Here is a 26,438-nt window from a genome sequence, read left to right on the forward strand (position 1 = left end):
CGCCTCCCTCTTCACCGGGGGAGGCGCAAATAAGCATCAACTTTATGCGGCGAGAACATTATGAGAATCCTCATCAGATCACTGCTTTTCCTGCTTTGTTGCCTGCCGTTGCTGGCGCAGGCCGGGGCGGCGAATGACTTTGCTGCCGCCAGCCGCAGCCAGCAAGCCGACTTATTACAACAATGGGCGGCGGATCCGCAGCCGGAAAGATTGCCCCTGCTTGAGGCGCTGAAGCAGGAAAACGTCGTCATCGACGAAGCTAAACACGCCTTCACCCAAAATGGCGATCAGCTGACACCGCTCGACGGTGACGCGAAACCGCAGGGCGACACCAAAAAAGTGTGGCTGAACAACCGCCTGCGCATTCTGATTGCCAACGCATTATCCGCGCACCGCCTGGTCAGCATCGACAGCGCCGTACGTTTACAAGCCGCAAAATCCCTACAGCGTGAAGCGCAGGCCGACCAGTTGCCGCTGCTGACCCGTCGTCTCGGTGCGGAAAAAGACAGCGCGGTTCACGATGCGCTTGCCGTCGCGCTGGCGAATTTACAGCTGAGCGATCCTAACCCGCAGGTGCGCCTGAAAGCCGTCGGGCTGCTCGGCACCTCCGGCGATCCGGATACGCAGGGTCGTTTACAAAGCCTGACTGACCCGAAAACTGAAGCCGACGCCACCGTGCGCGCTGCGGCGCAGGCCAGCCTGAAAGCGGTTCAGCACCGCCTGCTGATCGGCGATTTACTCGGACAGGCATTTACCGGCTTATCGCTCGGCTCGATTTTACTGCTCGCCGCGCTCGGGCTGGCGATCACCTACGGCCTGCTGGGCGTGATCAACATGGCGCACGGCGAAATGCTGATGCTCGGATCGTACTCGACCTACATGGTGCAGTCGCTGTTTCAGCATTACGCGCCGGGCCTGCTGGCGATCTACCCGCTGGTCGCGCTGCCGGTGGCGTTTTTTATCACCGCCGGGATCGGCATGGCGCTTGAGCGTACGGTGATCCGCCATTTATACGGCCGCCCGCTGGAAACCTTGCTGGCAACCTGGGGCATCAGCCTGATTCTGATCCAGGGCGTGCGCGTGCTGTTTGGCGCACAGAACGTCGAAGTCGCCAACCCCGGCTGGCTCTCCGGCGGCATTCAGTTATTGCCCAATCTGGTGCTGCCGTACAACCGCATCGCCGTCATTATTTTTGTGCTGCTGGTGCTTGGCCTGACCTGGCTGCTGCTCAATAAAACGCGGCTCGGCATGAACGTGCGCGCCGTCACCCAAAACCGTGCGATGGCCGCCTGCTGCGGCGTGCCGACCGGTCGCGTGGATATGCTGGCGTTCGGCCTCGGCTCCGGCATCGCCGGACTGGGCGGCGTGGCGCTGTCGCAGCTCAGCAACGTCGGCCCGGAACTCGGCCAGGGTTACATCATCGATTCATTTTTAGTGGTTGTGCTTGGCGGCGTCGGCCAGCTGGCGGGAACCGTCGTCGCGGCCTTTGGTCTGGGCATCGTGAACAAAATTCTTGAGCCGGAAATCGGTGCCGTGCTGGGCAAAATCCTGATCCTCGCGCTGATTATTCTGTTTATCCAGAAACGTCCTCAGGGACTCTTCGCCTTCAAAGGCAGGGTGATTGACTGATGAGCCAACCGTTAACGATTACCGGCGTGCAGAAGGCGCCGAAAATTGCGATTTCCGTGGGCACGCTGGCGCTGATCGTTCTGATTATCCTGCCGTTTCTGGCACTCCTTCCGGCAGACAGCCCGCTGTCAATTTCCACTTACACGCTAACGCTGATCGGTAAAATCCTCTGTTACGCCATTGTCGCGGTCGCGCTGGATCTGGTCTGGGGTTACGCCGGTTTGCTGTCGCTCGGCCACGGCTTGTTCTTTGCGCTCGGCGGTTACGCGATGGGCATGTATTTAATGCGTCAGGCGGCGGGCAGCGGCCTGCCGGATTTCATGTCGTTTCTGTCATGGACCGAACTGCCGTGGTTCTGGGCCGGTACGCAGCATTTCGCCTGGGCGTTATGCCTGATCGTTCTGGTGCCCGGTGCGCTGGCGTTCGTGTTCGGCTACTTCGCCTTCCGTTCAAAAATCAAAGGCGTCTATTTTTCGATCATGACCCAGGCGCTGACTTACGCCGGTATGTTGCTGTTTTTCCGCAATGAAACCGGTTTTGGCGGCAACAACGGCTTCACCGGTTTTACCACCCTGCTCGGCTTTCAGGTCACCGCCACCGGCACCCGCGTCGGATTATTTTTGATGACCGTTTTGGTGCTGGTCTTCAGCCTGGCGCTCGGTTTCGCACTGGCGCGCAGCAAATATGGCCGCGTGCTGACTGCCGTGCGCGACGCCGAAAACCGGCTGATTTTCTGCGGCTACGATCCGAAAGGTTTCAAGCTGTTCGTCTGGACGGTTTCCGCCATGCTGTGCGGGCTGGCGGGCGCGCTGTACGTGCCACAGGTCGGCATCATCAACCCCAGCGAAATGTCGCCGACCAACTCTATCGAAGCCGCCATCTGGGTGGCGCTCGGCGGGCGCGGCACGCTGATCGGCCCGGTTATTGGCGCTGGCATCGTCAACGGCGCGAAAAGCTGGTTTACCGTCGCCATCCCCGAATACTGGCAATTTGTTCTCGGCGGCATGTTCATCCTGGTGACGCTGTTCCTGCCACAAGGCGTGATTGGCCTGCTGCGCAAAAGGAAATCCTGATGACCCCGATGACCATGACCGAAGACCTTTTTACCCAGCCGCAGCGGGCAGATAAACATCGCGAACAGACCGATCCGATTTTGCAGCTGGAAAACATCAACGTCAGCTTTGATGGCTTTAAAGCGCTGACCAATTTGTCGCTGAACATCGGCGTTGGCGAGTTACGCTGCGTAATTGGCCCGAACGGCGCGGGGAAAACCACGCTGATGGACGTGATCACCGGTAAAACCAAACCGCAAAGCGGACGCGTTTTTTACGACCAGCGGACCGATCTGACGAAGCTCGATCCGGTACGCATCGCGCAGTCGGGCATTGGCCGTAAATTCCAAAAACCAACGGTATTCGAAGCGCTGACGGTCTTCGAAAATCTGGAAATCGCGCAGAAAACCAATAAATCGGTGTGGGCGTGTCTGCGCGCCAAAATGAACAGCGAACAGCGCGACCGCATCGACGAAATGCTCGGAACGCTGCGCCTCGCGGCAGAACGCCATCGCCCGGCGGGATTACTGTCCCACGGCCAGAAACAGTTTCTGGAGATCGGCATGTTACTGGTGCAGGAGCCGCATTTGCTGCTGCTCGACGAACCGGCGGCGGGCATGACCGACGCCGAAACCGAGTACACCGCCGAGCTGTTCAAACAGCTGGCGGGCAAACATTCGCTGATGGTGGTTGAACACGACATGGGGTTTGTGGAAACCATCGCCGACCACGTCACCGTGCTGCATCAGGGCCAGGTGCTGGCAGAAGGTTCGCTGCGCGACGTGCAGGCCAATGAGCAGGTCATCGACGTTTATTTAGGGCGCTGAGGCTTTTTTTCGAGGAATAACACGCATGCTGGAAGTGAAAGAACTGAATCAGTTTTACGGCGGCAGCCACATCCTGCGCGGCCTGTCCTTTGACGCAAAAATCGGTGAAGTCTCCTGCCTGCTGGGCCGCAACGGCGTGGGCAAAACCACGCTACTGAAATGCCTGATGGGGCTGATCCCGGCAAAATCCGGCACTATCAGCTGGCAGGATCAGGTAATCAATACCCGCAAACCGCACCAGCGGGTGCAGGCGGGCATTGCCTACGTCCCGCAGGGACGCGAAATTTTTCCGCGCCTGACGGTAGAAGAAAATCTGCTGATGGGGCTTTCGCGCTTTTCCGGCAGCGCGGCAAAACAGGTGCCTGACGACATCTATCACCTGTTCCCGATCCTGCTGGAAATGAAACACCGGCGCGGCGGTGATTTGTCCGGCGGCCAGCAACAGCAGCTGGCGATTGGCCGTGCGTTAGCCTGCAAACCCGGCCTGCTGATCCTTGACGAACCTACCGAGGGCATTCAGCCTTCCGTCATCAAGGAAATCGGCGCAGTGATCAGACAGCTCGCCGCTAAAGGCGACATGGCAATTTTGCTGGTCGAACAATTCTACGATTTCGCCGCTGAACTCGCCGACAGCTATCTGGTAATGTCGCGCGGCAGCATCGTGAAACGCGGGCGCGGTGAAGAGATGGAAGCTGACGGCGTACGCGGGCTGGTGGCCATTTAAGGTTTCGAAAAAGTAACGGAGGAACTAATCACGTTATTATTCATAATTCTACACGGCGCTGTGTTTTCCACTTGCCCATGTCGTATACATTTTGAAAAATACCGATACCCATATTTTTGTGGCCATTATGCATCAAAGTCGATCACCCGCAGATATCATGCGCCAGCGGTTGCATGAGCCAGATATGGAATACCAAGCCACACCGCAGGAATAACAGAAACAAAAAAGCCGCGGCTCAGCGCGGCTTTTGCCATCAGGCGTAACGGGAAACCCTTACCGCCTGATTTTGTTATAGATAAACAGCACGACCAGCGCACCGATCACGGCGACAACGAAGCTACCGAAGTTGAATCCGTCGACGCGGCCAAAACCGAAGAAAGTACTGATATACCCCCCGACAACGGCACCGACAATACCCAGAACGACGGTCAGAATAAAACCGCCACCATCTTTGCCTGGCATGATCCATTTCGCCAGAATACCGGCGATCAGACCAAATATAATCCAGGATAAAATTCCCATTTTTGACTCCTCCAAATGAATTTCCGATACCGTGAATATTGTTCAGCAAAGTCAGCCAAACAAAAGCAGAACAACTCAGGTTCTGCGGGCCGGATGTGCATAACACACAAGCCCCACTCTTTTTGTACAACAACTAAAGTTTAGTCGTGTTTGCACAAATCCGCCAAAAATCAGCATGAAGGGCATAAATCCAGAGAAATCTAAGGCAGTTTCAGGCAGTGTCAGCATTAATGCGGTTTCGTCAGCCACCCGCAGACGTGCGTAAAATTGCGTAAAAAGTAGACCAAATATTTTGAACGAGATACTCAAATCAATCCGTTTTTCATCTCCCGCCATCAGGCCTATTATCACTCCATCGAAAGGCAAACACCTTTCACTCACATAACCTGAATGGAAAAATCATCATGAAAAACGTCAAAATTTTTGCTGTAGCTGCAACCCTTTCCCTGATCTCTTTCGGTAGCTTTGCCGCTCAGGAGATTAACCAGCCATCAAACGATATGCAGAAAATCGGTGTGATCTCTGCGGCTAACGCCACTACCCTTGGCGGCCTGGAAGCGAAGCTTTCCGAGCAAGCAAAAGAAGCCGGTGCTTCTTCTTACCGCATCATCTCCGTGACAGGTAATAACAAACTGCACGCTGACGCAGAAATCTATAAATAATCGATTCTCCAAAACCCTCTTAAAAGCCTGTGGAAGCCCAAACTTCCACAGGCTTTTTTATTTCCCCGCCCGATTGCAAACCTTCCATCTGATTGTCTATCCTGAATTCTCCACGCTGAAAACAAGGAATGAAGCCATGAAGTTACGTCTGACTCATGCGCCAACCGATGACGAGATTGAAGCGACTAAAGATGGCCTGCGCGCCTATAACAGACACTTTATCCCGGCAAAACTCCCGTGCCCGGTTGCCGTCTTTGCTGAAGATGAAAACGGTGAACAAAAAGCCGGTATCATCGCTGAAACGATGGGTAACTGGCTGATGATAAAGTATCTGTGGGTAGACGAATCCTTACGCGGGCAATACATCGGCTCATCGCTGATGCAGCGGGCAGAAGAAGAAGCAATGGCGCGCGGATGCCGCTATTCGATGGTGGATACATTCAGTTTCCAGGCCCGCCCCTTTTATGAGCGTCAGGGGTATGAATGCCAGATGGTGCTCGAAGATTTTCTGAATGACATTCGTTATTCACCGAATGGCGAGGCCAGCCATTCCCGCATTTACCTGACCAAGACATTGCGCTGAAAGCTGAGAAAGCGTGCGCGGCCCGGAAAGCCGCGCACTTTGGTTTTATTTTGCAGATAACGCCAGCCATTCTAAAACGGACGGCCTTTGCCATTGTGCATCCGCGTAAGCCGCCAGTTTTTCCGGCACCGCATCGCCGTTCAGATGCAGGCGGTTAAGCATCAGCGCCAGATCCACATCCGCAATGCTCCATTCGCCAAACAAATGTTCTTTGTCTCCCAGCAAACGCTCTGCCGCCGCATACAATTTTTCGGCAGCCTGCTCCGCGCGGGCGGAAAGCGCCGGGCGTTTCTCACCGGCAAACACGATTTCCGTCGGGCGTTCCTCACGAATAGGCATCAGGTCACTGCGCAGCCATGCCTGAACTTCACGGGCTTTGGCACGATTTTCCGGGTCTGCCGGATAAATAGCCGGGAACGTCGGTGCAGGAAACAGTTCATCAACATATTCATCAATCGCCGAAGATTCGGATAAAACAAATGTGCCGTTGGTGAGCGTCGGCACGCGGCGGGTCACAGAGATCGCCAAATACGTTTCTTTCAGGTTATCCGCCTGCGCCAGATCGACCGTTTCCAGCTCAAAAGGAATGCCCTTTTCGGTTAATGCGACAAAAACGGACATCACATAAGGGCTGAAAAAATCGGCGTCGGAATACAAAATCAGCGAAGACTGGCTCATGACGAACTCCAGAAAAATCAAACGAAAGGATAAAAAACATAGCGCAGAATGAGGGGGATGTCGTTAAAAAAGCCTTCATCCGGGCGGATGAAGGCCGTGGGAAACGTTATCTCAGCCGGAACACCTGCACGATTTCATTGAGGCGGCGCGCCTGATCTTCCAGTGAAGCAGAGGCAGCAGAGGCCTGCTGAACCAGCGCGGAGTTTTGCTGCGTTACGCCATCCATTTCGTGAACCGCCTGGGTCACCTGGCTTATCCCACGCGACTGCTCATCAGAAGCAGAGACGATTTCACTCATGATATCGCGTACATCGGTAATGGCTTTCATGATCTCTTTCATCGTTGCCCCCGCGTTTTTCACCAGCCCGACGCCGTGATCGACGCGCGTGGTGGATTCCTCAATCAGTGCAGAAATCTCTTTTACCGCATCGGCGCTGCGCTGCGCCAGGCTGCGCACTTCAGAGGCAACAACGGCAAATCCGCGCCCCTGCTCGCCTGCGCGGGCAGCTTCTACCGCCGCATTCAGCGCCAGAATATTGGTCTGAAACGCGATACCGTTAATCACTGACGTGATGTCAGCAATACGCCGGGAACTGTCGTCTATTTCCCCCATAATGCCGACAACATCCGACATAATGCTGTCACCTTTGCCGGCAATTTCGGTGGCGTTTGCCGTCAGTTCGGTGGCCACGTGCGCGTTATCGGCGTTCTGTTTTACCGTCGCCGTCAGCTGTTCCATGCTGGCAGCGGTTTCTTCCAGCGCGGCCGCCTGTTGCTCGGTCCGCGAAGCCAGATCGATATTCCCTGCCGCAATCTGCGACGCACCGCTGCCGACCGCGTGGCTGGTCGAAATAATGTCGGTCACCACATGCCGCAATTGCGACTGCATGGTTTGCAGTGCGAAGAAGATGCTTGAGTGGTCATTTTTCTGTGTGACGATCGGATGCGTTAAGTCGCCATCGGCCACCGTCAGCGCAATTTTCGCTGCATCTGCGGGTTCACCACCGACCGGGCGCAGCACTTTGCGGGCAAATATCACACTCAGCACGGTAAACACCACCACGATGCTCAGCACCATCAGCACCAGCGCGTAATAAAGCTGACGCGTACTTTCTTTCATCACCGCGTTGACGGGGGCAACAATGCCCAGCATCCACGGCGTGCCGGTGTTGCCAATCTGAATCGGCACAAACTCAGAGAAGGCGTTTTCGCCCAACACAGGATCCGGCTGTTCGCGGCTGGTCATCTGCCCCGCCTGAATACTTTTCAGCAACGACGCATCGTTTTCAAGCTTATGCGTCACCTGCTCTTTTTTCGGTGAAGAGATGTAATTACCGGACTGTGAAAACAGCATCGCATAGCCGGTGCCCTGATACGGTTTGATACCGTTGACCAGGGTCTGCAAGGTTTGCAGCGAGAAATCTGCGGTGATCGAACCGAGGAATTTACCGTCAACCATGATCGGCACCGCAATTGACGTCAGCAAGGTATCCACACCGTTATACGGATAGCTGTAAGGCTCAAGAATGACTTCTTTTTGCAGCTTACGCGGCAACAGATAGTAGTCGCCGCTGCCCGGCGTTTCGTAGTCGGTGAGATTGTGCAGCGCAATGTTTCCGCTGGTATCGCGGTCAACATACCGGACGTAGCGGCCTTGCGGATCCTGCCCCTCTTTTGCGGCAAAATCCCCGTCTTTGCCGTCAAATGCATCCGGTTCCCAGGCCAGCGACATTGACAGAAAATCCGGGTGACTCTTCAGGGCATTTTGCAACAGGGTATCAGCCAGTTTACGATCGGCATGACCGGCCTCACGCAGGCTAATCATGCTTTGCCCCAGGTCACGGGCTGCATGCAGCGCAGTATCGAGCTTCTGGCGGGCAAGATAGGCATCGGTATTCGCCGTTTGCTGGAGATAACGGCGGGCAATGTCACGCTGCTGATTCGCTGACTGCCAGCTCAGCAATCCGACCGTAATGATATAACCCAGGCTGATAGTAAGCAGCCCGACAATCAGCATCAGCGTACGGGTACGCATCGCTTTCTTAGGAACTTTTTTCTCTGGTGCAACCTCAACTCCGGCCGCCGTTGAAAGCGCCTGCATCTGACTCATAAAACACCCCGGAACAGTAAACGTACTGTGAAAGCTCACGATGAAAAAACGCAGGTTATCTGTCCCTGATACGTGTCCCCAGAACGGGCAGGAATTCCGTTATCGTCTGAATTATCGGCATCACGCAGGCGAGGCTTTAGCCAAAACGGTAAAAAACTGTTCCGCAAAGATAAACGTTCGCATCCTGCCGGTGTCTCCCTATACTGCTGTTATGTCGGCTGGCTCAGCACCTTGTTTGGGAAACTCCTATGAAGTCATGGCTCTTACCACTTTTATTGCTTGTTCCGTTGTGCTCGCAGGCGGCGTCAACGCCAAAAGAAATCAAAGCACGTTTTAGCCAGTTTAAAGTCGGGGACAAAACTATCTGCCTGGATGACGTGACCTACGCCAATAACAGCAAAATGAAGGTCATTGAGAATGGCTTCGTTGTGTCAAAGCGCAAAAATGTGCTGGTTTACCAGAGCAACACGTTATTTTTGCTCGGCAATGACATCACGGTGAACATCAAAGCGATTATTGAAAGCAAGGCGGGGAAAACATCGTTCAGCAACCAGTTCAAACAGGCGATGATTCAGGTCAACGGGATGGATGATCCGGCGCGTGCCGGCGAGAAAGCCAAAATCATTCAGTCTTTTGAAGATGTGATTTCCGACAAACACAATGAAACGCCGTACAGCTCGGTGGCGCTGACCGAAAAAGGCTACATCATCACGCAAATGGAAAGCCATTCCACCACCATCAGCGAGTGTTATGTCACTCCGTATAAAAAAGCGGAAAATCCTAAATAAATCAGAGGGAAATGATGACTATTCTAGTGCCAATGAGCGCTGCGTTTTATGAAGAATTTGCAGAACTGCTGGCGAAAGATTACGCCGAAGAGAATGTGACCGCCGGGCTGTGGCTGCCGGATACGGCGCTGGAACGTGCGCGCAGCTCCACGCAAAATGCGCTGCCGCAGGGCATTGATACGCCGGATCACTACTTGTACGAAATCAGAGACGCAGAACCCGGCAAAACCGTGGGATATTTGTGGTTTGCCAATATTGAACGCTACGGCGTGCGCAGCGCTTTCGTGTATGAGCTGACGGTTTATCCGCAATTTCGTCGTCAGGGACATGCGATAGCGGCGTTCCGGCTGATGGAAGAACGCCTGCGCGAGCTGGGCAGCGTGGCTATCGAACTGAACGTTTTCGCCAGCAATCCCGGCGCGCAGGCACTTTATGCCAGCCTCGGTTACGTCACCACCAAAATGAATATGCGCAAACCGCTTTAACGCACATACTTCATAAAGTTGGTCGCTTTACCGATACGGTCATAGAGTTTGCGGGCAGTCAGATTGGTGGTTCGAGTTGTCCAGTACACATTGGCTTTGTTGTTCTGGTCCGCATAGGCGTAAATCGCCTCGATCAATGCCTGCCCCAGCCCCAGTTTGCGGGCGCTTTCATCGACAAACAAATCCTGCAAATAGACCACCGGCTCCAGTGACCAACCGTGGTCATGATTAATGCAGTTAGCGATCCCCACCATTTCCCCGCGATATTCGGCAACATAGCCGAACATCGACGCATATTCCGGATCAGAAAGACGCAGGAAGGTATGCTGATACACCTCGTCTTCCAGTTTGCTTTCATAAAACGTCAGATACGCGTTCCAGAGTTTTTTCCAGCCCGCATAGTCAGCAGGCGTTAACGGACGAATAACAACATCTTGCGACTGGCTCATAGGTCATTCTCCTCGGCAAATTAAACGGTTACGCACGGGTATGGGGATAATGTATCAGGTCGTGAAAACGCACGGAATCACCGCTTTCATTGCGGTAGGCATGCGGGCAATCAGCGGCAAAGCGCAATGCTTCACCGGCGCTGAGCGTGCGCGTGACGCCGTCAACCGTCAGCGTCAGTTCGCCTTTAATGACAACCACATGCTCAACGACCCCTGCTTCGTGTGGCGTCGATTCGCTGTATCCGCCTGGTTTGAGATCGATAACAAACATATCCATCCGCAGCGTAGCATCATAAGGAAACAGCGGCACAACGCGCATTCCCGACGCATCGCTGTTGAATGTGGTGAGCAAACCATGACGGTGCAACGCCGCAGACTGCACGGGCGGCGTTTCGAGAAATTCGGAGAAAGAGACGTTCAGCCCGCTGGCGATTTTCCACAGCGTCGCAACCGTCGGGCTGGATTCGCCGCGTTCAATCTGGCCGAGCATCGCCTTGCTGACACCGGTTTTTTCGGCTGTCTGGCTGAGGCTCCAGCCCCGTTCGCTGCGCACGGCTTTCAGTTGGCTACCGATGTGGCGGGTGAGTTCCTGCATCCTGACTCCTCTGGCGGTCGGATTTTTGACGATCGCAATTGTGCGTTATAACGCACAGTGATATCTTGAGCGCCACGTTGTGCGCTATAACGCACAACAGCATAACGCCCGCGCCCGGTAACCAGAAGGATTTTCATCAATGCCATCGCGTATCAGCTTTCATGATTTGACGTTTTCGGCGGTTATCGCCGGATTTGTCGCCGTTCTCGTCGGTTATACCAGCTCAGCGGCGATCATCTTTCAGGCTGCCGAAGCCGCCGGTGCCAGCGTGGCGCAGATAGGTGGGTGGCTGAGTATGCTCGGGCTGGGGATGGGCGTGACGAGTATCGGGCTGTCGCTGTATTACCGCACGCCGGTGGTGACGGCCTGGTCAACGCCGGGCGCCGCGCTGCTGGTCACCAGCCTGCACGGCACGACAATCAACGAGGCGATTGGCGTTTTTGTGTTTGCGACCGGGCTGATTTTGCTGTGCGGCGTGACCGGGTTATTCGCCAGGCTGATGCAATACATTCCGCAGGCGCTTTCTGCCGCCATGCTCGGCGGGATTTTGCTGCGCTTCGGGCTGGATGCTTTTACCTCGCTGCACAGTAATTTTGCACTGGCAGGCACGATGTGTCTGGTTTATCTGCTGGCGAAACGCGCCCTGCCGCGCTACGCCGTGGTTCTCGCCCTCGCCGCCGGGCTGATGGTGGCCGGATTACAGGGCGATATTTCGCTGCACGGCCAAACCATGACGTTCGCCGCGCCTGTATTTGTTATGCCGCACTTTACGTGGTCTTCCATTATCGGCATCGGCATTCCGTTTTTCGTGGTGACCATGGCGTCACAAAATGCGCCGGGTATCGCCACGCTGAAAGCCCACGGCTATCACCTGCCGGTTTCGCCGCTGATTTCATGGACGGCGCTGACCGCATTAGTTTTAGCGCCGTTCGGTGGTTTTACCGTCTGTATCGCTGCCATTACCGCCGCAATCTGCATGGGCGAGGATATCCATCCGGATCCGAAAAAACGCTATATGGCCGCCGTCGCCGCCGGGATTTTCTACCTGATCGCCGGTGTGTTTGGCGGTTCAATCGGCCTGGTGTTTACCGCGCTGCCTCCCGCGCTTATTCATACCATCGCCGGGCTGGCGCTGCTCGGCACTATTGCCGGGAGTTTATACCGCGCACTGGAAAATGAACGCCAGCGCGATGCAGCGATTATCACGTTTCTGATCACCGCATCCGGCGTGACGCTGCTTGGCGTGGGCTCGGCGTTTTGGGGATTAACCGGCGGCGTGATCTCGCACCTGATCCTCAGTATTCCTGCGCGCAACAGGGCATAACCGCCAGCGAAAGGTTGAGTCCGTTCAAGTTATGGGTAACAGGTTTTCGTAACACGGCGCAAGGTGACAGTGATCACATTTTATGCGCAGCAAACGCTCTTTACTGGGAGCCATCAGGCCAAAAACGCCCCCTTTAAAGAGCGAGAATTCCATGACGATTACCACTCAATCCTGCGTAGTGACCGGGAAAAAAGACGTCTCGGTCATCAACCAGACCATCGACTATGCGGGCCAGGGCACGCTGGTAAAAATGACCCGCGGCGGCATCTGCGGCTCTGATCTGCATTACTACGAGCACGGCTCGGTCGGGGATTTTAAAGTCCGCGAAGCGATGGTTCTCGGGCACGAAGTGGTCGGCGTGGTGGAAAAATCGGATAACCCGCGTTTGCAGCCGGGCCAGAAAGTCGCGCTGAACCCCAGCAAGCCGTGCAAAACCTGCAAATATTGCCTTTCGGGTGATGAAAACCAGTGCACCACCATGAAATTCTTCGGCAGCGCGATGTATTTCCCGCACATCAACGGCGCGTTCACGCAGTATAAAATTGTCGACAGCGACCAGTGCATTCCTTACGACAATCAGGTCAGCGACCAGCTGATGGTTTTCGCTGAACCGCTGGCGGTGGCCATTCACGCGGTGAATCAGGCCGGGGATATTCGCGGCAAAACGGTGTTTGTTTCCGGCGTCGGCCCGATTGGCTGCTTAATCGTGCTGGCCGCTAAAGCCAAAGGTGCCGCGGAAATTGTGGTCACCGACCCGAGTGAACGCTGCCGTACGCTGGCGCTGGCCGTCGGTGCCAGCCAGGCACTTGACGCCGCGCAGGGCGATTTCTCCGCATATCAGGCCGAAAAAGGCTTTTTCGATGTGTCTTTCGATGCCTCCGGCCATCCCTCTTCTATCCGCCGTTGTCTGGAAGTCACCCGTGCGCGCGGCACGCTGGTGCAGGTCGGCATGGGGCCGGTGGTGAATGAATTCCCGCTGATGATGCTGATTGCTAAAGAAATTAACTGGGTCGGCAGCTTCCGCTTCACCGAAGAATTCAATACGGCGGTGGAATGGCTGGCGAACAAAACCGTTGATCCGATGCCGCTGCTTTCCGCCGAATTCCCGCAACAGGATCTGGTGGAAGCGCTGGAGTTTGCGCTGGATAAATCCAGAGCGTCGAAAGTTCAGCTGGTTTTCTAGTCTGCAGACAGACTCACAATATCAAAACGCCGTTTCATTTTATGATGTCCTCTGATTTTCATCCTCAGAGGACATTTGCATTATGGTGAAGGACAACGCGAAAAAGCAGGTCGCCCTGCTGCTGGCGGACGGATTCGAAGAAGGCGAAGCGGTGATCGTGCTCGATATTCTGGAGCGGCTGGAGATTCAGGTGACGACGCTGGCCTGCCAGAAAAGCCTGACGCTACGCACCTATCACGGCATTCAGATGCAGGCCAATGAATTGCTGAGCGCACAGGGCGACCGTTTGTATGACGCGGTGGTGATGCCCGGCGGCCCGGAAGGCTCGGTGGCGCTGGCGGCCAGCAAAGACGTCGTAGAATTTGTCCGCCGTCATGACGAAGCCGGAAAGCTGATTTGCCCGCTGTGCTCGGCGGCCGCGCGCGTTCTGGGCGGTAACGGCCTGCTGAAAGGGCGGCGTTATGTCTGTTCCGGCGATTTATACCAAGACGTCAAAGACGGCGTTTATGTGAATCAGTCTTTCGTCGAGGACGGCAATCTGCTCAGCGGCAAAGGCTTAGGGCTGGCGTTTGATTTCGCTTTCCAGCTGGCGTATCGCCTGACCGGCGACGCCCAAACCACCAATTTCCAGGCTGATCACATTGATTATCACCACTGGCGGGCTGACCAGAAAATCTGATTATTACCGGCGGGCGATGCAGGTCGTCCGCCATCATCAGCATCATGTCCGTTTTTGGCATTCTCCCGACAGACTTTCAGGCGCAGACTGGTTTCACACTCACCAGACGGAGTCCGAAAATGGCCCACAGCGCCCTGTTAAATATCGATGTGCAACGTTCTTTCGAGCAAAAAGACTTCTGGCAGCAGGATGATTTACCGGCTTTCAGCCAGGCATTAACCCGCCTGATAGACGGCTGTCAGACCCGCGACGTTCCCGTCATCGACGTGTTCCACGTCAATCCTGACGGTGTGTTTTCGCTTGAATCCGGGCTGGTCACGCCGATGGCTTTTCTCACCCATCAGCCGCAGCACGTTGTCCATAAACATGTTCACAATTCCCTGACCGAATCCGGCCTCGACGCGTGGCTGCGCGAACGCGGCATCACACATCTGATCATTGCCGGAATGCGTACCGAACAATGCTGTGAAACCACGGCGCGCGTGGCGTCCGATCTGGGTTACACAGTGACGTTTGTTACCGAAGCGACGCTGACGTTTCCAATGACACACGCCAGCGGCGTGACGCTGAGCGCGGCTGAAATCAAATTGCGCACCGAGCTGGTACTGGCCGACCGTTTTGCCACGATTACCGACGTCAACGGCGCACTGGCGGAACTCGATCACGCTGTGTGAAGATAAGCGCTGTGATGGTTAATCTGTGAGGCGATATGCAACGAAATGTCTACTTTATGACGCTGCCGGGCGTGATGGCCTTAGACCTGACCGGCCCGGCGGAAGCACTGCGTATCGCCGGGCAGTTTGCGTTGCACTACATCGGCCCCCTGCCGGAAATCACGATGTCCACCGGGCTGACGGTCAGCCATTTGCAGCCACTGCCGGAAACATTGCCGGAAGGCAGCATTCTGATCATGCCCGGCGTTGATCGTTCAGAAGAAAATTTTTCCTCCCCCGTCGCCCAAATAGCCTGTGACTGGCTGAGTCAGCAAAAAAACGCCATCGAGAACGGCCTGCTGACGCTGGTTTGTATCTGTTCCGGCAGCCTTCTGGCGGGAAAAGCCGGGCTGCTCGACGGCTATCAGTGCACCACGCATCACGACGTGATCGCGCGTCTGCGCCAGCAGGTACCTGCCGCACAGGTGAAAGATAACCGGATATTTGTCGAGGACCGCTCCGTGCTGACCAGCGCGGGGATCAGCGCCGGTATCGATCTGGCACTGCACCTGATCGCCACACATCTCGGCCCGCAGGCCGCGCTGGACGTCGCCCGTGAAATGGTGGTGTATTTCCGCCGCGGCGGCGATGACCCGCAGCTTTCCCCGTGGCTGCGCCACCGCAATCATCTGCATCCTGCCGTCCATCGTGCGCAAAACCTGATGGCCGCCGAACCGGAATCTCCGTGGCAGGTGGAAGACGTCGCCGCCAGAGCCCACATCAGCGGCCGCCACCTGACGCGCCTGTTCCGCCAGCATCTGGGCATCAGCGTACGCGACTACCACGAACAGCTGCGCATCGCCGTCGCACAACAACGCATCCAGCAAGGATCAGGCATCGAGAAAGCTGCCCTCGCCGCCGGATTCTCCTCCGGCAGGCAATTCAGACGGGCGCAGGAAAGGTGGAGTTGAGTGGGTTTAACTCACCCAGTTCCGCCGGTCAATTCTCCCCAGCGCCATGGCCAGCAACAGGCCGCCGCCGAGCCCGCCGATAAACAGGAAGGCGACATTAAGCAGCGGAAATTGGGGGAAATCGAGATGGCGGCCGCGCAGCCCGATGATGATCAGCGCATGAAAGCCGTAGATCGCCAGCGAATGGCGGGAGATAAGCGAAAATCCCGGCAGAATACGTTCTGCGAATGCATTTTTGAACGCAATAAACAGCGCCATCGCGGAGATATACACCAGCGGGCCGGTGTAGACGTAGAAAGTATCGGCGAAATTCTGGTTAATCAGCATCTGCCGGTAAGTCCCACCGGCAATCGCCAGCGTGCTGAGTACAAAAACAGCCGCGGCGGCCAGCGTCACGCCGGGTTTTCGGGTATCAAGCTGGCTGATGGCGCGCCCCATCAGGGCATAAAGGACGTAATAAAACGTGTCGCCGCTGATGTACAAATCCAGCGGCAGAAGATGGATTTTCCGCCAGGTGAGCGCCGGAAGCTGCGGGTTCGCCAGCACGCCCAGCAAAATCCCAGCGATCAGTAAATATTTCCCGGACACGGTTTTTACATTGATCAGCGGGGAAAGCAGGTAGATAACGATAATCGCATAGAAGAACCAAAGGTGATAAAACACCGGTTTTTCCAGAATCAGCCGCAGAGACGGCCAAAAACCAATTTTTGTCATCGTGACGATGTAAACCAGCGAGACAACACTGTAGAACAACAGGCATAAACTGACGCGCAGAAAATGGCGCTTCTGCGCACTTTTCTCCCCCAAAAAAAGCGCGCCGGAGATCATAAAGAACAGCGGCACACAGACACGGGACGCCGAATTCAGCAGGTTTGCCACAATCCATTCCGCCGTGTGTATCGCCGGGAAATTCACCACCAGTGACGTGCTGGCGTGAATCACCACCACCATCATGCAGGCGAGCGCGCGCAGATTATCTATCCAGCTGATTTTTTGGCTCATTACCTGCCATTTCCTTCCCGTTGATGTACTGTTTGCAGCGTAGTCACCTTTTTGAACGCTAACAAGGCAAAAGTGCCGTTCTCAGATCGTGCTTAACGTAAATCAGAAGATTGCGCTACGCTCAAAAAATCGGCAAAATAACGACCATTACTGCCTCGCTTGCGAATCCCGCCCGGACAGTCTCTTATTTTTTCGCTAATGATCAACCGATTAGCCTTACGTCTGTGAAATAAAAATATGCATAATTCTCCAAATACTGCGTCCCTTCTGGGGCGGCAGGCGCTTTTGTTCCCTCTGTGTCTGGTGCTGTTCGAGTTTGCGACCTATATCGGCAACGATATGATCCAGCCGGGCATGCTGGCCGTCGTGGCTAATTTTAATGCCGGGGAAGAGTGGGTGCCCACCTCAATGACCGCGTATCTCGCGGGCGGAATGTTCCTGCAATGGCTGCTCGGGCCACTGTCCGACCGGCGCGGGCGTCGTCCGGTGATGCTTGCGGGTGTCAGCTTTTTCATCGTCACCTGCCTGGCGATTCTGTTCGTGCAGAACATTGAACAATTTATGGTGATGCGTTTTCTTCAGGGTATCAGCCTGTGCTTTATCGGCGCGGTCGGGTATGCCGCGATACAGGAATCCTTCGAGGAATCCATCTGCATCAAGATCACGGCCATGATGGCCAACGTTGCGCTGATCGCACCACTGCTGGGCCCGCTGGCCGGTGCGGCGCTGATCCACGTTGCGCCGTGGCAGCTGATGTTTGTGATTTTCGCCGTACTGGCTGCGATTTCGCTGTGGGGATTGTGGAAATCCATGCCGGAAACCGCGTCACGCCTCGGCGAGAAGTTTTCCATGCCAAGCCTGCTGCACGACTACAAACTGGTGCTCAAAAACCGCCAGTTCCTGTGTGGCGCACTGGCAATTGGCTTTGCCAGCCTGCCGCTGCTGACGTGGATTGCCCAGTCGCCGGTCATTTTAATCAGCGGAGAAGGTTTACCGGCGTACGATTACGGCCTGTTGCAGGTGCCGATTTTCGGTGCGCTGATTATCGGTAACGTCACGCTGGCGCGCCTGACCGGTAAACGGACGGTCGAATATCTGATTAAACTCGGCGCGGGCCCGATGGTCGTCGGTTTGCTGATCGCCGCCGCCGCAACCTTAGTGTCTTCCCACGCTTACCTGTGGATGACCGCCGGTCTGAGCCTGTACGCTTTCGGAATCGGTGTGGCGAACGCCGGTTTGTACCGCCTGACGCTGTTCTCCAGCGACATGAGTAAAGGCACCGTTTCTGCAGCGATGGGCGTCATCAGCATGATGATTTTCACAGTAGGGATTGAGCTGGCGAAAGTGGCTTACGTCGAAGGCGGTGCGGGAATGTTTAACCTGTTCAACCTGCTGAGCGGCCTGTCGTGGCTGGCTCTGGTAGTCGGTTTCCTGCGCAGCCGTCAGGTTGTCTTGCCGCCGAACAGCGTGGTTTAATGTAGTCCAGAGTCGCCTGCTAAACCCCCTCCCAGCCTCCCCCTTCGCAGGGGGAGGAGCCGAAAACCGATCTGCTCCCTCCCCTGCAAAGGGGAGGGCTGGGGTGGGGTATTAATGGCAACACCGAATCAGAACAAGCCCATCGGTTTACTCGAATATGAAACGAGTAAACACTTGGTTTGCTGATAGTGATCCAACATCATCTTATGGGTTTCACGCCCGATACCGGATTGTTTATAGCCGCCGAACGCCGCATGCGCCGGATAGGCGTGGTAGCAGTTGGTCCAGACGCGACCGGCCTGAATGTTGCGCCCCATGTGGTACGCCACGTTGCCGTCGCGGCTCCAGACGCCCGCCCCCAGCCCGTACGCCGTATCGTTGGCGATTTGCAGCGCATCATCCATATCTTTAAACGTGGTCACCGCCAGCACTGGCCCGAAGATTTCTTCCTGGAACACGCGCATGTTGTTTTTACCCAGCAGGATGGTCGGTTGCAGGTAATAACCGTCATTCAGCGAACCTTCGAGTTTTTTCTTCGCGCCACCGGTCAGCACTTCCGCGCCCTCTTTCTTACCGATTTCGATGTAATCCAGAATAGTTTTCATCTGTCCGGCAGAAACCTGCGCGCCCATTTGGGTTTCGATATCCAGCGGGTTACCGGTTTTGATGGCTTCGACGCGTTTAATGGCGCGTTCCATAAAGCGTTCGTAGATGGATTCCTGCACCAGCGCGCGGCTCGGGCAGGTACAAACTTCGCCCTGATTGAACGCAAACAGTGCGAAACCCTCCAGCGCTTTGTCAAAGAAGTCGTCCTCTTTGTCCATCACGTCGGCGAAGAAAATGTTCGGGGATTTGCCGCCCAGCTCCAGCGTGGCCGGGATCAGGTTTTGTGCCGCGTAACCGGCAATTTGCTGGCCGACTTCGGTCGAGCCGGTAAAGGCGACTTTGGCGATACGTTTGGACGTCGCCAGATATTCGCCGATTTCACCGCCTGAACCGTTCACCACGTTGATGACACCCGCAGGCAGAATGTCCTGCACCAGCTCCATCAGCAACAGCACAGAGAGCGGAGTCAGCTTGGCGGGTTTAAGCACAATGCAGTTACCGGCAGCCAGCGCCGGCGCCATTTTCCAGCACGCCATCAGCAGCGGGAAGTTCCACGGGATGATTTGCGCCACAACGCCCAGCGGCTCGTGGAAATGATAGGCAACGGTTTCGCTGTCGATTTCGCTGATCCCGCCTTCCTGCGCACGCACGCAGGACGCGAAATAGCGGAAATGGTCGATGGCTAACGGAACGTCCGCACCGCTGGTTTCGCGGATCGGCTTCCCGTTGTCCCAGGTTTCGGCGTTCGCCAGCAACTCAATGTTTTCTTCCATCCGGTCGGCGACTTTCAGCAGTAAATTCGCCCGCTGCTGCACCGGCATTTTGCCCCAGTAGCCCTTGGCTTTGTGCGCAGCATCCAGCGCCAGCTCAATATCATCGGTACTGGAACTGGCAACTTTGCACAGCACTTCTCCGGTCACCGGCGTCAGGTTGTCGTAATACTCTTTTTTCACCGGCGTGACCCATTCGCCGCCAATGAAGTTGTCGTATTGTTTTTTGAGTTTGAGCGGGAAACCATATTCTTCCGGTTTTACGGCATGAGGATTTTTATCATAAGCCATGATGGGGCTCCTTTATGCAGCAGGTTTTAGCAGAATGCTGCATAAAGTTTAGGCAGTGGAAATTTTACCGGCGGGATGTAAAGAGAACTCTTCGAGCGGCCTCACACCTTTTTTACTGCAACGCTGACGTTACCGCTTCCGGGAGGTGTTGTGCGCGCAAAACTCTCACGCTGAAACAGGCGTTCAACCAGCCGGATGAGTTCAGGGCGCGCTACACACCAGCCCGGCGCGATACGGCGAAAGTTGATATAACCGAGCGAACAGGCGGTTGCGATATCGGCAACGTTGAGGTTTTCAGAATTGAGCAACGTGCGGTTTTCAGCGTGTTTTTCCAGTGCGTCCAGCCCACGCAAAAGCTTTTCCCGTTGGCGGATAATCCAGGCTTCGTTTCGCTTATCCGCTTCGCGTCGGTTTTCCAGCACCAGCGCCACGGCGGCGTCCGTTACGCCATCGGCAAGCGCTTCGATCTGCTTTACGCGCAACGCCTCGAGCGGCTGCCACGGCAAAAAAGTCGGTGCGACGTTCATCAGTTCGATGTACTGCACAATAATAGGAGAATCGTAAAATACTTCGCCGTCGTCAGTGACCAGCGCGGGGACTTTTCCGAGAGGGTTAAACCGGGCAATTTTGCAGCCCGCTTCGTGCGGCACGTCGTTGATGAAATCAAACGGAATGCCTTTTTCCAGCAGCATCACCGAAATTTTGCGCACATACGGGCTGGTATAACTGCCGATCAATTTCATCAGAGCCTCCACGTTTTTCGCCGGAACCTCTGTTAAAGCTAGCAGCCACGGCACGCTTTACCAGTAAAGACGCAGCGGGCTGCCAGCTTTGCGCATCATCCGGCGGGGAACAGGAAAGGATTCACGCCGCTGCCGATGAAGCCTTTATCCTCCATGCGGTCATCAAGCAACAGAGTGGCGAGATCGTCGGCAACAGCGTCGGCCTGCGGGTCTTTTTCCTGATAAATCACCTTCAGGTAAGCCCCGCAGTCATCGCAGGTCTCAGCTTTTACCGTTGCCTGTTCATCGTCGATTGACCAGTAGTGAAGATTGCCCATTTCGTCACAATTGCTGCATTTAGCGCGCACGACGTGCCATTCGCTTTCGCACAGATTGCAGTGCAGATAGCGCAGGCCGTTATTGGCACCCAGCGCAATCACCGCCGAAACCGGAATACTGCCGCACACCGGGCAGAACTGGCGGCTTTCACCATAATCGGCACGGCCAACGCCACGAAGCTGTGCGGCCATTTGCGCCCAGTACAACGACAGCGCCGCCCAGATAAACGGCGCTTTATCGGCGGGAACGTGTTTGAAATCCTGATTTAGCAACTGCGTCGCCATCATTTCCCGCTGAAGGCTCGGAGAATGCTCCAGTCGTTCCAGCACCCCGCGCACCGTTTCATCCGCATCGGGTTTGAGCTGCACAATCAGCGCGTCCAGCAGAACCAGCCAGTGCGGGGTTCGCGGAAACAGGCTGCAGTCGAGCGGCGGTTTACCGGCGGCTTTTTGCAGCTCTTCGCTGAGATCGATTTCAAGCGGAAATGTCGCCAGAACGCGCTGCTGCGCGTCGCAAATCGTCGCGGCAAAATTCAGATACCCGTCCAGCGGGCTGTCTTCAGCCAGTGTGCGCAAACGGTCGGCGCGACGCTGGTAAAGGGTTTTCAGATTGGCAAACAGTACCGGCGGGATATTTCCCGCCGTTTTGCCGTCAGCCAGTTCGTCCTGTGGAACAATCTGTATGCTCATCCGGCTTTCCTTTCGTCCTTGTCTTTTTTCAGTTCTTCAGCACGCACCTGGCGATACCAGCGCGGATGATGATATTTCGCCCATGACGCCGGGATTTTACCTTCGGTCATGGCCGTGATAGAGCCTCTCGCCCAGGTCGCGGCGTAAACATGCATGATGATCACCAGAATCAGCCCGATGCCAGCCAGCGAATGCACCAGTAATGCCAGGCGGATCAGCGGGATCGGGAAGTAACCGGCAAACCACGGACGCCAGATAATCACGCCGCTCGCCATCAGCAGGACCAGACAGCTGATGGCCGCCCAGAATACGCACTTCTGACCAAAGTTATAGCGACCGGTGTCTCCGACTTCTTCATTCATCAGGACTTTATGAATATTTTTCGCCCACACGATGTCATCTTTTTCCGGCAGATTGTGCTTCCAGTAACGGAAGAACATCCCGAGGAACGAGACGAACATCACCACACCGAAGAACGGGTGAAGGATGCGCGCCAGTTGCGGAGTGCCGTAAACATTCATCAGCCAGTTAAATGACGGGAAGAAGAAGCCAATACCGCTGAGCGCCAGCGTCACAAAACAAAAAGCGACGATCCAGTGATTGAGGCGTTCCACCAGGTTATACCGCTGGATTAACTTCTCTTTTTTCATGGGTGTGTCTCCTCATCATTCTGTTTTTCTTCCTCTTTCTCATCTACGTGATCTTCTTTCACGTAGTTTGGCCCCACGCCAAGGAAGTGGAAGGCCGCCGCCGCGAAGGTCACAGCAAAACCCACGGCCGCCAGCGGTTTCCAGATGCCTTTCCAGAGCGTGACCGCCGTGCTGATGGCCGGGTCTTTTGGCAGACCGTGGTACAACTCGGGTTTATCGTTGTGATGCAGTACGTACATGACGTGCGTGCCGCCAACGCCCTGCGGATCGTACAGACCGGCCTGTTCAAAGCCGCGCCCTTTCAGCTCGCTGATACGCTCTGCCGCCAGATCCTGCATTTCCGTTTTGGTCCCGAAATGAATCGCACCGGTCGGGCAGGTTTTCACGCAGGCAGGTTCCTGCCCGACGCTGACGCGGTCAACGCACAGCGTGCATTTGTAAGCGCGGTTATCCTGCGGGTTAATGCGCGGAATGTTGAACGGGCAACCGGCGATGCAGTAACCGCAGCCGATGCAGTGTTCCGACTGAAAATCGACGATGCCGTTGGCGTACTGAAGGATTGCGCCTTCCGCCGGGCACGCTTTCAGGCAGCCCGGATCGGCGCAGTGCATACAGCCGTCCTTGCGGATCAGCCATTCCAGCTTGCCGTTTTCTTCCACTTCCGAGAAACGCATGACCGTCCAGGATTTCGCGCTGAGATCCATCGGGTTGTCGTAAACGCCGGTATTCACGCCGACTTCATCGCGCAGGTCGTTCCATTCGGAACAGGCAACCTGACAGCCTTTGCAGCCGATGCAGGTGGTGACGTCGATAAGCTTCGCCACTTCCTGCTGGTGATCGCGGGCACGCGGCGCAGGCGTGAACCCGTTGGTTGCGGACTTACGAAGTATGTCCTGAGATTGCATTGCCATAATTCGCCTCCGTTAAACCTTTTCCACGTTAACCAGGAACGCCTTGAACTCCGGCGTTTGCGAGTTAGCGTCGCCGACTGATGGCGTCAGCGTATTGGCCAGATAACCTTTACGCGTCGCACCTTCAAAACCCCAGTGACACGTGATGCCGATGGTATCGACATGTTTGCCGTCGATGGTCAGCGGGCGGATGCGTTTGGTCACCACGGCTTTCGCCACGATAAAACCGCGTTTCGAGGAGACTTTAATCTCATCGCCCTGAGCGATATTTTTCGAGGCGGCAAGACTTTCGCCGATCTCGATAAACTGCTCAGGCTGCGCGATGGCGTTCAGCAAGGCGTGTTTGGTCCAGTGCCGGAAAAGTTCGGTGATCGAATAGGTGGTCGCGACGTACGGAAAATCTTTGGCAGTGCCCATATTCGGTAAATCGCTGGCAAAAATGCGGGCGACCGGATTGGAAATCACGTTCGGGTGCAGCGGGTTGGTGCCAATCGGTGATTCGATCGGTTCGTAATGCTCCGGGAACGGGCCATCGGCCATTTTGTCGGTCGCAAACAAACGCCCGACGCCTTCCTGTTGCATGATGAACGGCCCGACGCCGCTGCCAGGCGCGGCGGTGCTGTAATCAGCCACGTCGAAACCGGTCCATTTCGCGCCATCCCAGCGGATGATTTCGCGTTTTGGATCCCACGGCTGGCCCTGCGGGTCAACGGAGGCGCGGTTATACAGAATGCGGCGGTTCAGCGGCCAGCTCCATGCCCAGCCGGACGTGCAGCCCAGACCGGACGGATCGGCGTTATCGCGGCGCGCCATCTGGTTACCGGCTTCGGTCCAGCTGCCGGCGTAAATCCAGCAGAAACTGGCGGTCGAACCGTCATTTTTCAGGTGCGCAAAGGTGGAAATCTGCTGGCCTTTTTTCGCCAGAATATTGCCCTGATCGTCGTGGATATCCGCCAGCGCTTTGCCGTTGGCTTCACGGGCGATTTCTTCCGGCAGCGGGTCAAGCGGATCCTGATAATCCCACGCCATGTTCATCACCGGCAGCGGATTCGCCCCGCCTTCTTTCCGGTACAGCTCGCGCAGTTTCATGAACAGACGTGCAATGATTTTGCCGTCGTGCAGCGCTTCACCCGGTGGCTCAGACGCCTGGAAGTGCCATTGCAGCCAGCGGCCGGAGTTCACGATTGAGCCATTTTCTTCCGCAAAACAGGAAGACGGCAGGCGGAACACTTCGGTCTGAATATCGGCGGTTTGCACGTCGTTCATCGCACCGTGGTTCTGCCAGAAGTTCGAAGACTCGGTCACGAGCGGGTCGATCACCACCATGTATTTCAGTTTTGAAAGCGCGCGCGAGGATTTGTTTTTATCCGGGAAAGCCGCCAGCGGGTTGAAGCCCTGAACGATATAGCCGTTGAGTTTGCCCTGAGTCATCAGCTCGGCCTGTTGCAGCACGTCGTAGCTTTTGTCCCATTTCGGCAACCAGTCATAACCCCAGTCGTTGTCCGCCGTGGCGTGTTCGCCCCAGAAACTTTTCATCATGCTGACGAAGAAGTTCGGCGTGTTTTTCCAGAAGTTAACCTGATTTTCGACCAGCGTTCCCGGCGTAATTTGTTTCAGGTAATCAGTAATATTGGTTTGTTTCTCAGATGGCAGCGGCATGTAGCCCGGCAGATTGAGCGACAGCAAACCGAGATCGGTATAACCCTGAATATTCGAGTGGCCGCGCAGCGCATTCACGCCGCCACCGGGCATGCCGATATTGCCGAGCAGCAGCTGAATCATCGCCGCACAGCGGATGATTTGCGCGCCGCCTGTGTGGTGCGTCCAGCCCAGTGCATAAAGGATGGTGGAGGTTTTATCGCGCGCGCAGGTTTCCGCCAGAATCGAGCTTATCAGCAGGAAATCTTCTTTCGACGTGCCGCACAGGCGTTCGACCAGTTCAGGCGTATAACGGGAAACGTGCTCTTTCAGCAGATTCCAGACACAGCGCGGGTCTTGTAACGTTTTGTCCTGTTTCGCGATGCCCTTTTCATCGAGCTGATAATGCCAGCTGTCTTTGTTGTAGGCTTTTTTCGTGGCGTCGAAACCGCTGAACAACCCGTCGTTAAAGGCATAATCTTCACGCACCAGCAGGCTGGCGTTGGTGTATTCCCTGACATATTCGGTCTGAATTTTATTGTGCGTAATCAGGTAATTAACCATGCCTAGCAGGAAGGCGGTGTCGGAACCGGCGCGGATTGGCGCATAAATATCGGCTACGGCGGCGCTGCGGTTAAAGCGTGGATCGACAACAATGACTTTGGCGTTATTTTTGGTTTTGGCTTCGATCACCCATTTGAATCCGACCGGGTGGGCTTCCGCCGCGTTACCGCCCATAATCAAAATGACGTTAGCGTTTTTGATATCCACCCAGTTGTTGGTCATCGCGCCGCGCCCGAAACTCGGCGCTAAGGCGGCAACGGTCGGCCCGTGGCACAGGCGAGCCTGGCAGTCGATGGCGACCATACCCATTGCGCGGGTGAATTTTTGATCCAGCAGACCGGTTTCGTTACTGGCCGCAGACGAGCAGAGCATTCCGGTGGTCAGCCAGCGGTTGACCGTCACGTTGTTCTCATTTTTCTCCACAAAGTTGGCGTCGCGGTCATCTTTCATCAGGCGGGCGATACGGGAAATCGCCTCGTCCCAGGTGATGCGCTGCCATTTATCCGAGCCCGGCGCACGGTATTCCGGGTATCTCAGACGGCCTTCGCTGTGAATATAATCCAGTACACCGGCCCCTTTCGGGCACAGCGAGCCACGACTGACCGGGTGATCGGCGTCACCCTCAACATGGAAGATATTCTCGGTGACATTTTTCGCACCGTCACCCTGGCTGTAAATCAGCATTCCGCAGCCGACTGAGCAGTAGGTGCAGTTGTTGCGGGTTTCACGCGAACGGAGCAGTTTGTATTGGCGGGTTTCCGCCAGCGCCAGCGTCGGGGCGAACCCTAATAACGCGGCTGTTGTACCGGCCATTCCGCCCGCACAGATTTTGAATAATTGTCTTCTGCTGACCTGCATGAAAGACT

Annotated in this window: 26 protein-coding genes and 1 pseudogene; 14 read left to right on the forward strand and 13 right to left on the reverse strand. The window is 55.6% G+C overall.

Annotated elements, in window-relative coordinates; all coding sequences use genetic code 11:
- The first annotated feature begins 60 nt into the window (after window positions 1-60).
- From urtB to urtE, 4 genes are read left to right on the forward strand one after another with little or no spacing between them, the layout of a single operon-like run.
- The gene (gene urtB / locus CWS43_RS14635) at window positions 61-1,629 is read left to right on the forward strand and encodes an urea ABC transporter permease subunit UrtB (protein WP_101077750.1); all 1,569 of its coding nucleotides are present in this window, start codon (window positions 61-63) and stop codon (window positions 1,627-1,629) included.
- Window positions 1,629-2,702, forward strand: coding sequence for an urea ABC transporter permease subunit UrtC (gene urtC / locus CWS43_RS14640; protein WP_101077751.1), 1,074 nt, complete (start codon window positions 1,629-1,631; stop codon window positions 2,700-2,702). Before urtB ends, urtC begins: the two co-directional genes overlap by 1 nt.
- Window positions 2,703-2,710: 8 nt before the next feature.
- Window positions 2,711-3,508 (forward strand): urea ABC transporter ATP-binding protein UrtD, encoded by a 798-nt coding sequence (gene urtD / locus CWS43_RS14645; protein ID WP_369825873.1) that lies wholly within the window; start codon window positions 2,711-2,713, stop codon window positions 3,506-3,508.
- 25 nt (window positions 3,509-3,533) lie between these two features.
- Window positions 3,534-4,232: an urea ABC transporter ATP-binding subunit UrtE gene (urtE, locus tag CWS43_RS14650; protein WP_101077752.1), complete on the forward strand. Its 699-nt coding sequence runs from the start codon at window positions 3,534-3,536 to the stop codon at window positions 4,230-4,232.
- A 273-nt stretch (window positions 4,233-4,505) separates the two neighbouring features.
- On the opposite strand, the gene CWS43_RS14655 is transcribed toward urtE, so the two are convergent.
- Together CWS43_RS14655 and CWS43_RS27250 are read right to left on the reverse strand one after the other, a co-directional pair.
- Window positions 4,506-4,754, reverse strand: coding sequence for a GlsB/YeaQ/YmgE family stress response membrane protein (locus CWS43_RS14655; protein WP_101077753.1), 249 nt, complete (start codon window positions 4,752-4,754; stop codon window positions 4,506-4,508).
- Between the two features lie 75 nt (window positions 4,755-4,829).
- The gene (locus CWS43_RS27250; protein WP_157825399.1) at window positions 4,830-5,090 is read right to left on the reverse strand and encodes a hypothetical protein; all 261 of its coding nucleotides are present in this window, start codon (window positions 5,088-5,090) and stop codon (window positions 4,830-4,832) included.
- Between the two features lie 68 nt (window positions 5,091-5,158).
- Between CWS43_RS27250 and CWS43_RS14660 the strand changes: the two genes are divergently transcribed.
- Window positions 5,159-5,416 (forward strand): YdgH/BhsA/McbA-like domain containing protein, encoded by a 258-nt coding sequence (locus tag CWS43_RS14660; protein WP_101077754.1) that lies wholly within the window; start codon window positions 5,159-5,161, stop codon window positions 5,414-5,416.
- Window positions 5,417-5,552: 136 nt separating this feature from the next.
- Window positions 5,553-5,999 carry a GNAT family N-acetyltransferase gene (locus CWS43_RS14665; protein ID WP_101077755.1) on the forward strand — a complete coding sequence of 149 codons (447 nt, stop codon included), beginning with the start codon at window positions 5,553-5,555 and terminating at the stop codon, window positions 5,997-5,999.
- Between the two features lie 45 nt (window positions 6,000-6,044).
- Here the strand turns inward: CWS43_RS14665 and yfcF are convergent, their stop codons facing one another.
- Window positions 6,045-6,677 (reverse strand): glutathione transferase, encoded by a 633-nt coding sequence (yfcF, locus tag CWS43_RS14670; RefSeq protein ID WP_101077756.1) that lies wholly within the window; start codon window positions 6,675-6,677, stop codon window positions 6,045-6,047.
- A 106-nt stretch (window positions 6,678-6,783) separates the two neighbouring features.
- Window positions 6,784-8,694: a methyl-accepting chemotaxis protein gene (locus CWS43_RS14675; protein ID WP_101077865.1), complete on the reverse strand. Its 1,911-nt coding sequence runs from the start codon at window positions 8,692-8,694 to the stop codon at window positions 6,784-6,786.
- 341 nt (window positions 8,695-9,035) lie between these two features.
- Between CWS43_RS14675 and CWS43_RS14680 the strand changes: the two genes are divergently transcribed.
- The gene (locus CWS43_RS14680) at window positions 9,036-9,575 is read left to right on the forward strand and encodes a hypothetical protein (protein WP_101077757.1); all 540 of its coding nucleotides are present in this window, start codon (window positions 9,036-9,038) and stop codon (window positions 9,573-9,575) included.
- Window positions 9,576-9,586: 11 nt separating this feature from the next.
- Entirely contained in the window at window positions 9,587-10,060 is a 474-nt protein-coding gene (locus tag CWS43_RS14685) for an N-acetyltransferase (protein WP_232776985.1), read from the forward strand.
- Here CWS43_RS14685 and CWS43_RS14690 read toward each other — a convergent pair.
- Together CWS43_RS14690 and CWS43_RS14695 are read right to left on the reverse strand one after the other, a co-directional pair.
- Complete coding sequence (locus tag CWS43_RS14690; RefSeq protein WP_101077759.1) at window positions 10,057-10,509, reverse strand: GNAT family N-acetyltransferase; 453 nt, start codon at window positions 10,507-10,509, stop codon at window positions 10,057-10,059. The genes CWS43_RS14685 and CWS43_RS14690 overlap by 4 nt on opposite strands.
- 28 nt (window positions 10,510-10,537) lie before the next feature.
- Complete coding sequence (locus CWS43_RS14695; RefSeq protein WP_101077760.1) at window positions 10,538-11,104, reverse strand: helix-turn-helix domain-containing protein; 567 nt, start codon at window positions 11,102-11,104, stop codon at window positions 10,538-10,540.
- A gap of 139 nt (window positions 11,105-11,243) precedes the next feature.
- On the opposite strand from CWS43_RS14695, the gene CWS43_RS14700 reads away from it, so the two are divergent.
- From CWS43_RS14700 to CWS43_RS14720, 5 genes and pseudogenes are all read left to right on the forward strand, one after another.
- Window positions 11,244-12,428, forward strand: a complete 1,185-nt coding sequence (locus tag CWS43_RS14700; RefSeq protein WP_101077761.1) for a benzoate/H(+) symporter BenE family transporter — start codon at window positions 11,244-11,246, stop codon at window positions 12,426-12,428.
- Window positions 12,429-12,579: 151 nt separating this feature from the next.
- The gene (gene idnD / locus CWS43_RS14705; protein WP_101077762.1) at window positions 12,580-13,611 is read left to right on the forward strand and encodes an L-idonate 5-dehydrogenase; all 1,032 of its coding nucleotides are present in this window, start codon (window positions 12,580-12,582) and stop codon (window positions 13,609-13,611) included.
- Window positions 13,612-13,693: 82 nt separating this feature from the next.
- On the forward strand, window positions 13,694-14,290 hold the full coding sequence (locus CWS43_RS14710) for a DJ-1/PfpI family protein (RefSeq protein ID WP_101077763.1): 597 nt from the start codon (window positions 13,694-13,696) through the stop codon (window positions 14,288-14,290).
- Between the two features lie 119 nt (window positions 14,291-14,409).
- A pseudogene (locus CWS43_RS14715) lies at window positions 14,410-14,952 on the forward strand (isochorismatase family protein); the annotation flags it as partial.
- 47 nt (window positions 14,953-14,999) lie between these two features.
- Window positions 15,000-15,914, forward strand: coding sequence for a GlxA family transcriptional regulator (locus CWS43_RS14720; protein ID WP_101077765.1), 915 nt, complete (start codon window positions 15,000-15,002; stop codon window positions 15,912-15,914).
- A gap of 6 nt (window positions 15,915-15,920) precedes the next feature.
- Here CWS43_RS14720 and CWS43_RS14725 read toward each other — a convergent pair whose 3' ends face one another.
- Window positions 15,921-16,916: an acyltransferase gene (locus tag CWS43_RS14725; protein WP_101077766.1), complete on the reverse strand. Its 996-nt coding sequence runs from the start codon at window positions 16,914-16,916 to the stop codon at window positions 15,921-15,923.
- Window positions 16,917-17,153: 237 nt separating this feature from the next.
- Between CWS43_RS14725 and CWS43_RS14730 the strand changes: the two genes are divergently transcribed.
- Window positions 17,154-18,392 (forward strand): MFS transporter, encoded by a 1,239-nt coding sequence (locus CWS43_RS14730; RefSeq protein ID WP_101077767.1) that lies wholly within the window; start codon window positions 17,154-17,156, stop codon window positions 18,390-18,392.
- Between the two features lie 128 nt (window positions 18,393-18,520).
- Here the strand turns inward: CWS43_RS14730 and CWS43_RS14735 are convergent, their stop codons facing one another.
- From CWS43_RS14735 to fdnG, 6 genes are all read right to left on the reverse strand, one after another.
- Complete coding sequence (locus tag CWS43_RS14735) at window positions 18,521-20,059, reverse strand: aldehyde dehydrogenase family protein (RefSeq protein ID WP_101077768.1); 1,539 nt, start codon at window positions 20,057-20,059, stop codon at window positions 18,521-18,523.
- 101 nt (window positions 20,060-20,160) lie between these two features.
- On the reverse strand, window positions 20,161-20,802 hold the full coding sequence (locus CWS43_RS14740) for a glutathione S-transferase (protein WP_101077769.1): 642 nt from the start codon (window positions 20,800-20,802) through the stop codon (window positions 20,161-20,163).
- A gap of 95 nt (window positions 20,803-20,897) precedes the next feature.
- Window positions 20,898-21,809 (reverse strand): formate dehydrogenase accessory protein FdhE, encoded by a 912-nt coding sequence (gene fdhE, locus CWS43_RS14745; RefSeq protein ID WP_101077770.1) that lies wholly within the window; start codon window positions 21,807-21,809, stop codon window positions 20,898-20,900.
- Window positions 21,806-22,459 (reverse strand): formate dehydrogenase cytochrome b556 subunit, encoded by a 654-nt coding sequence (fdoI, locus tag CWS43_RS14750; protein ID WP_101077771.1) that lies wholly within the window; start codon window positions 22,457-22,459, stop codon window positions 21,806-21,808. Before fdoI ends, fdhE begins: the two co-directional genes overlap by 4 nt.
- Window positions 22,456-23,370 (reverse strand): formate dehydrogenase subunit beta, encoded by a 915-nt coding sequence (fdxH, locus tag CWS43_RS14755; RefSeq protein ID WP_101077772.1) that lies wholly within the window; start codon window positions 23,368-23,370, stop codon window positions 22,456-22,458. The genes fdoI and fdxH overlap by 4 nt, the downstream gene beginning before the upstream one ends.
- Window positions 23,371-23,382: 12 nt before the next feature.
- Window positions 23,383-26,430 (reverse strand): formate dehydrogenase-N subunit alpha, encoded by a 3,048-nt coding sequence (gene fdnG, locus CWS43_RS14760; protein WP_101077773.1) that lies wholly within the window; start codon window positions 26,428-26,430, stop codon window positions 23,383-23,385.
- Window positions 26,431-26,438: the final 8 nt, after the last annotated feature.

The sequence above is a fragment of the Rahnella sp. AA genome (assembly GCF_002834385.1).
GTDB lineage: Bacteria > Pseudomonadota > Gammaproteobacteria > Enterobacterales > Enterobacteriaceae > Rahnella.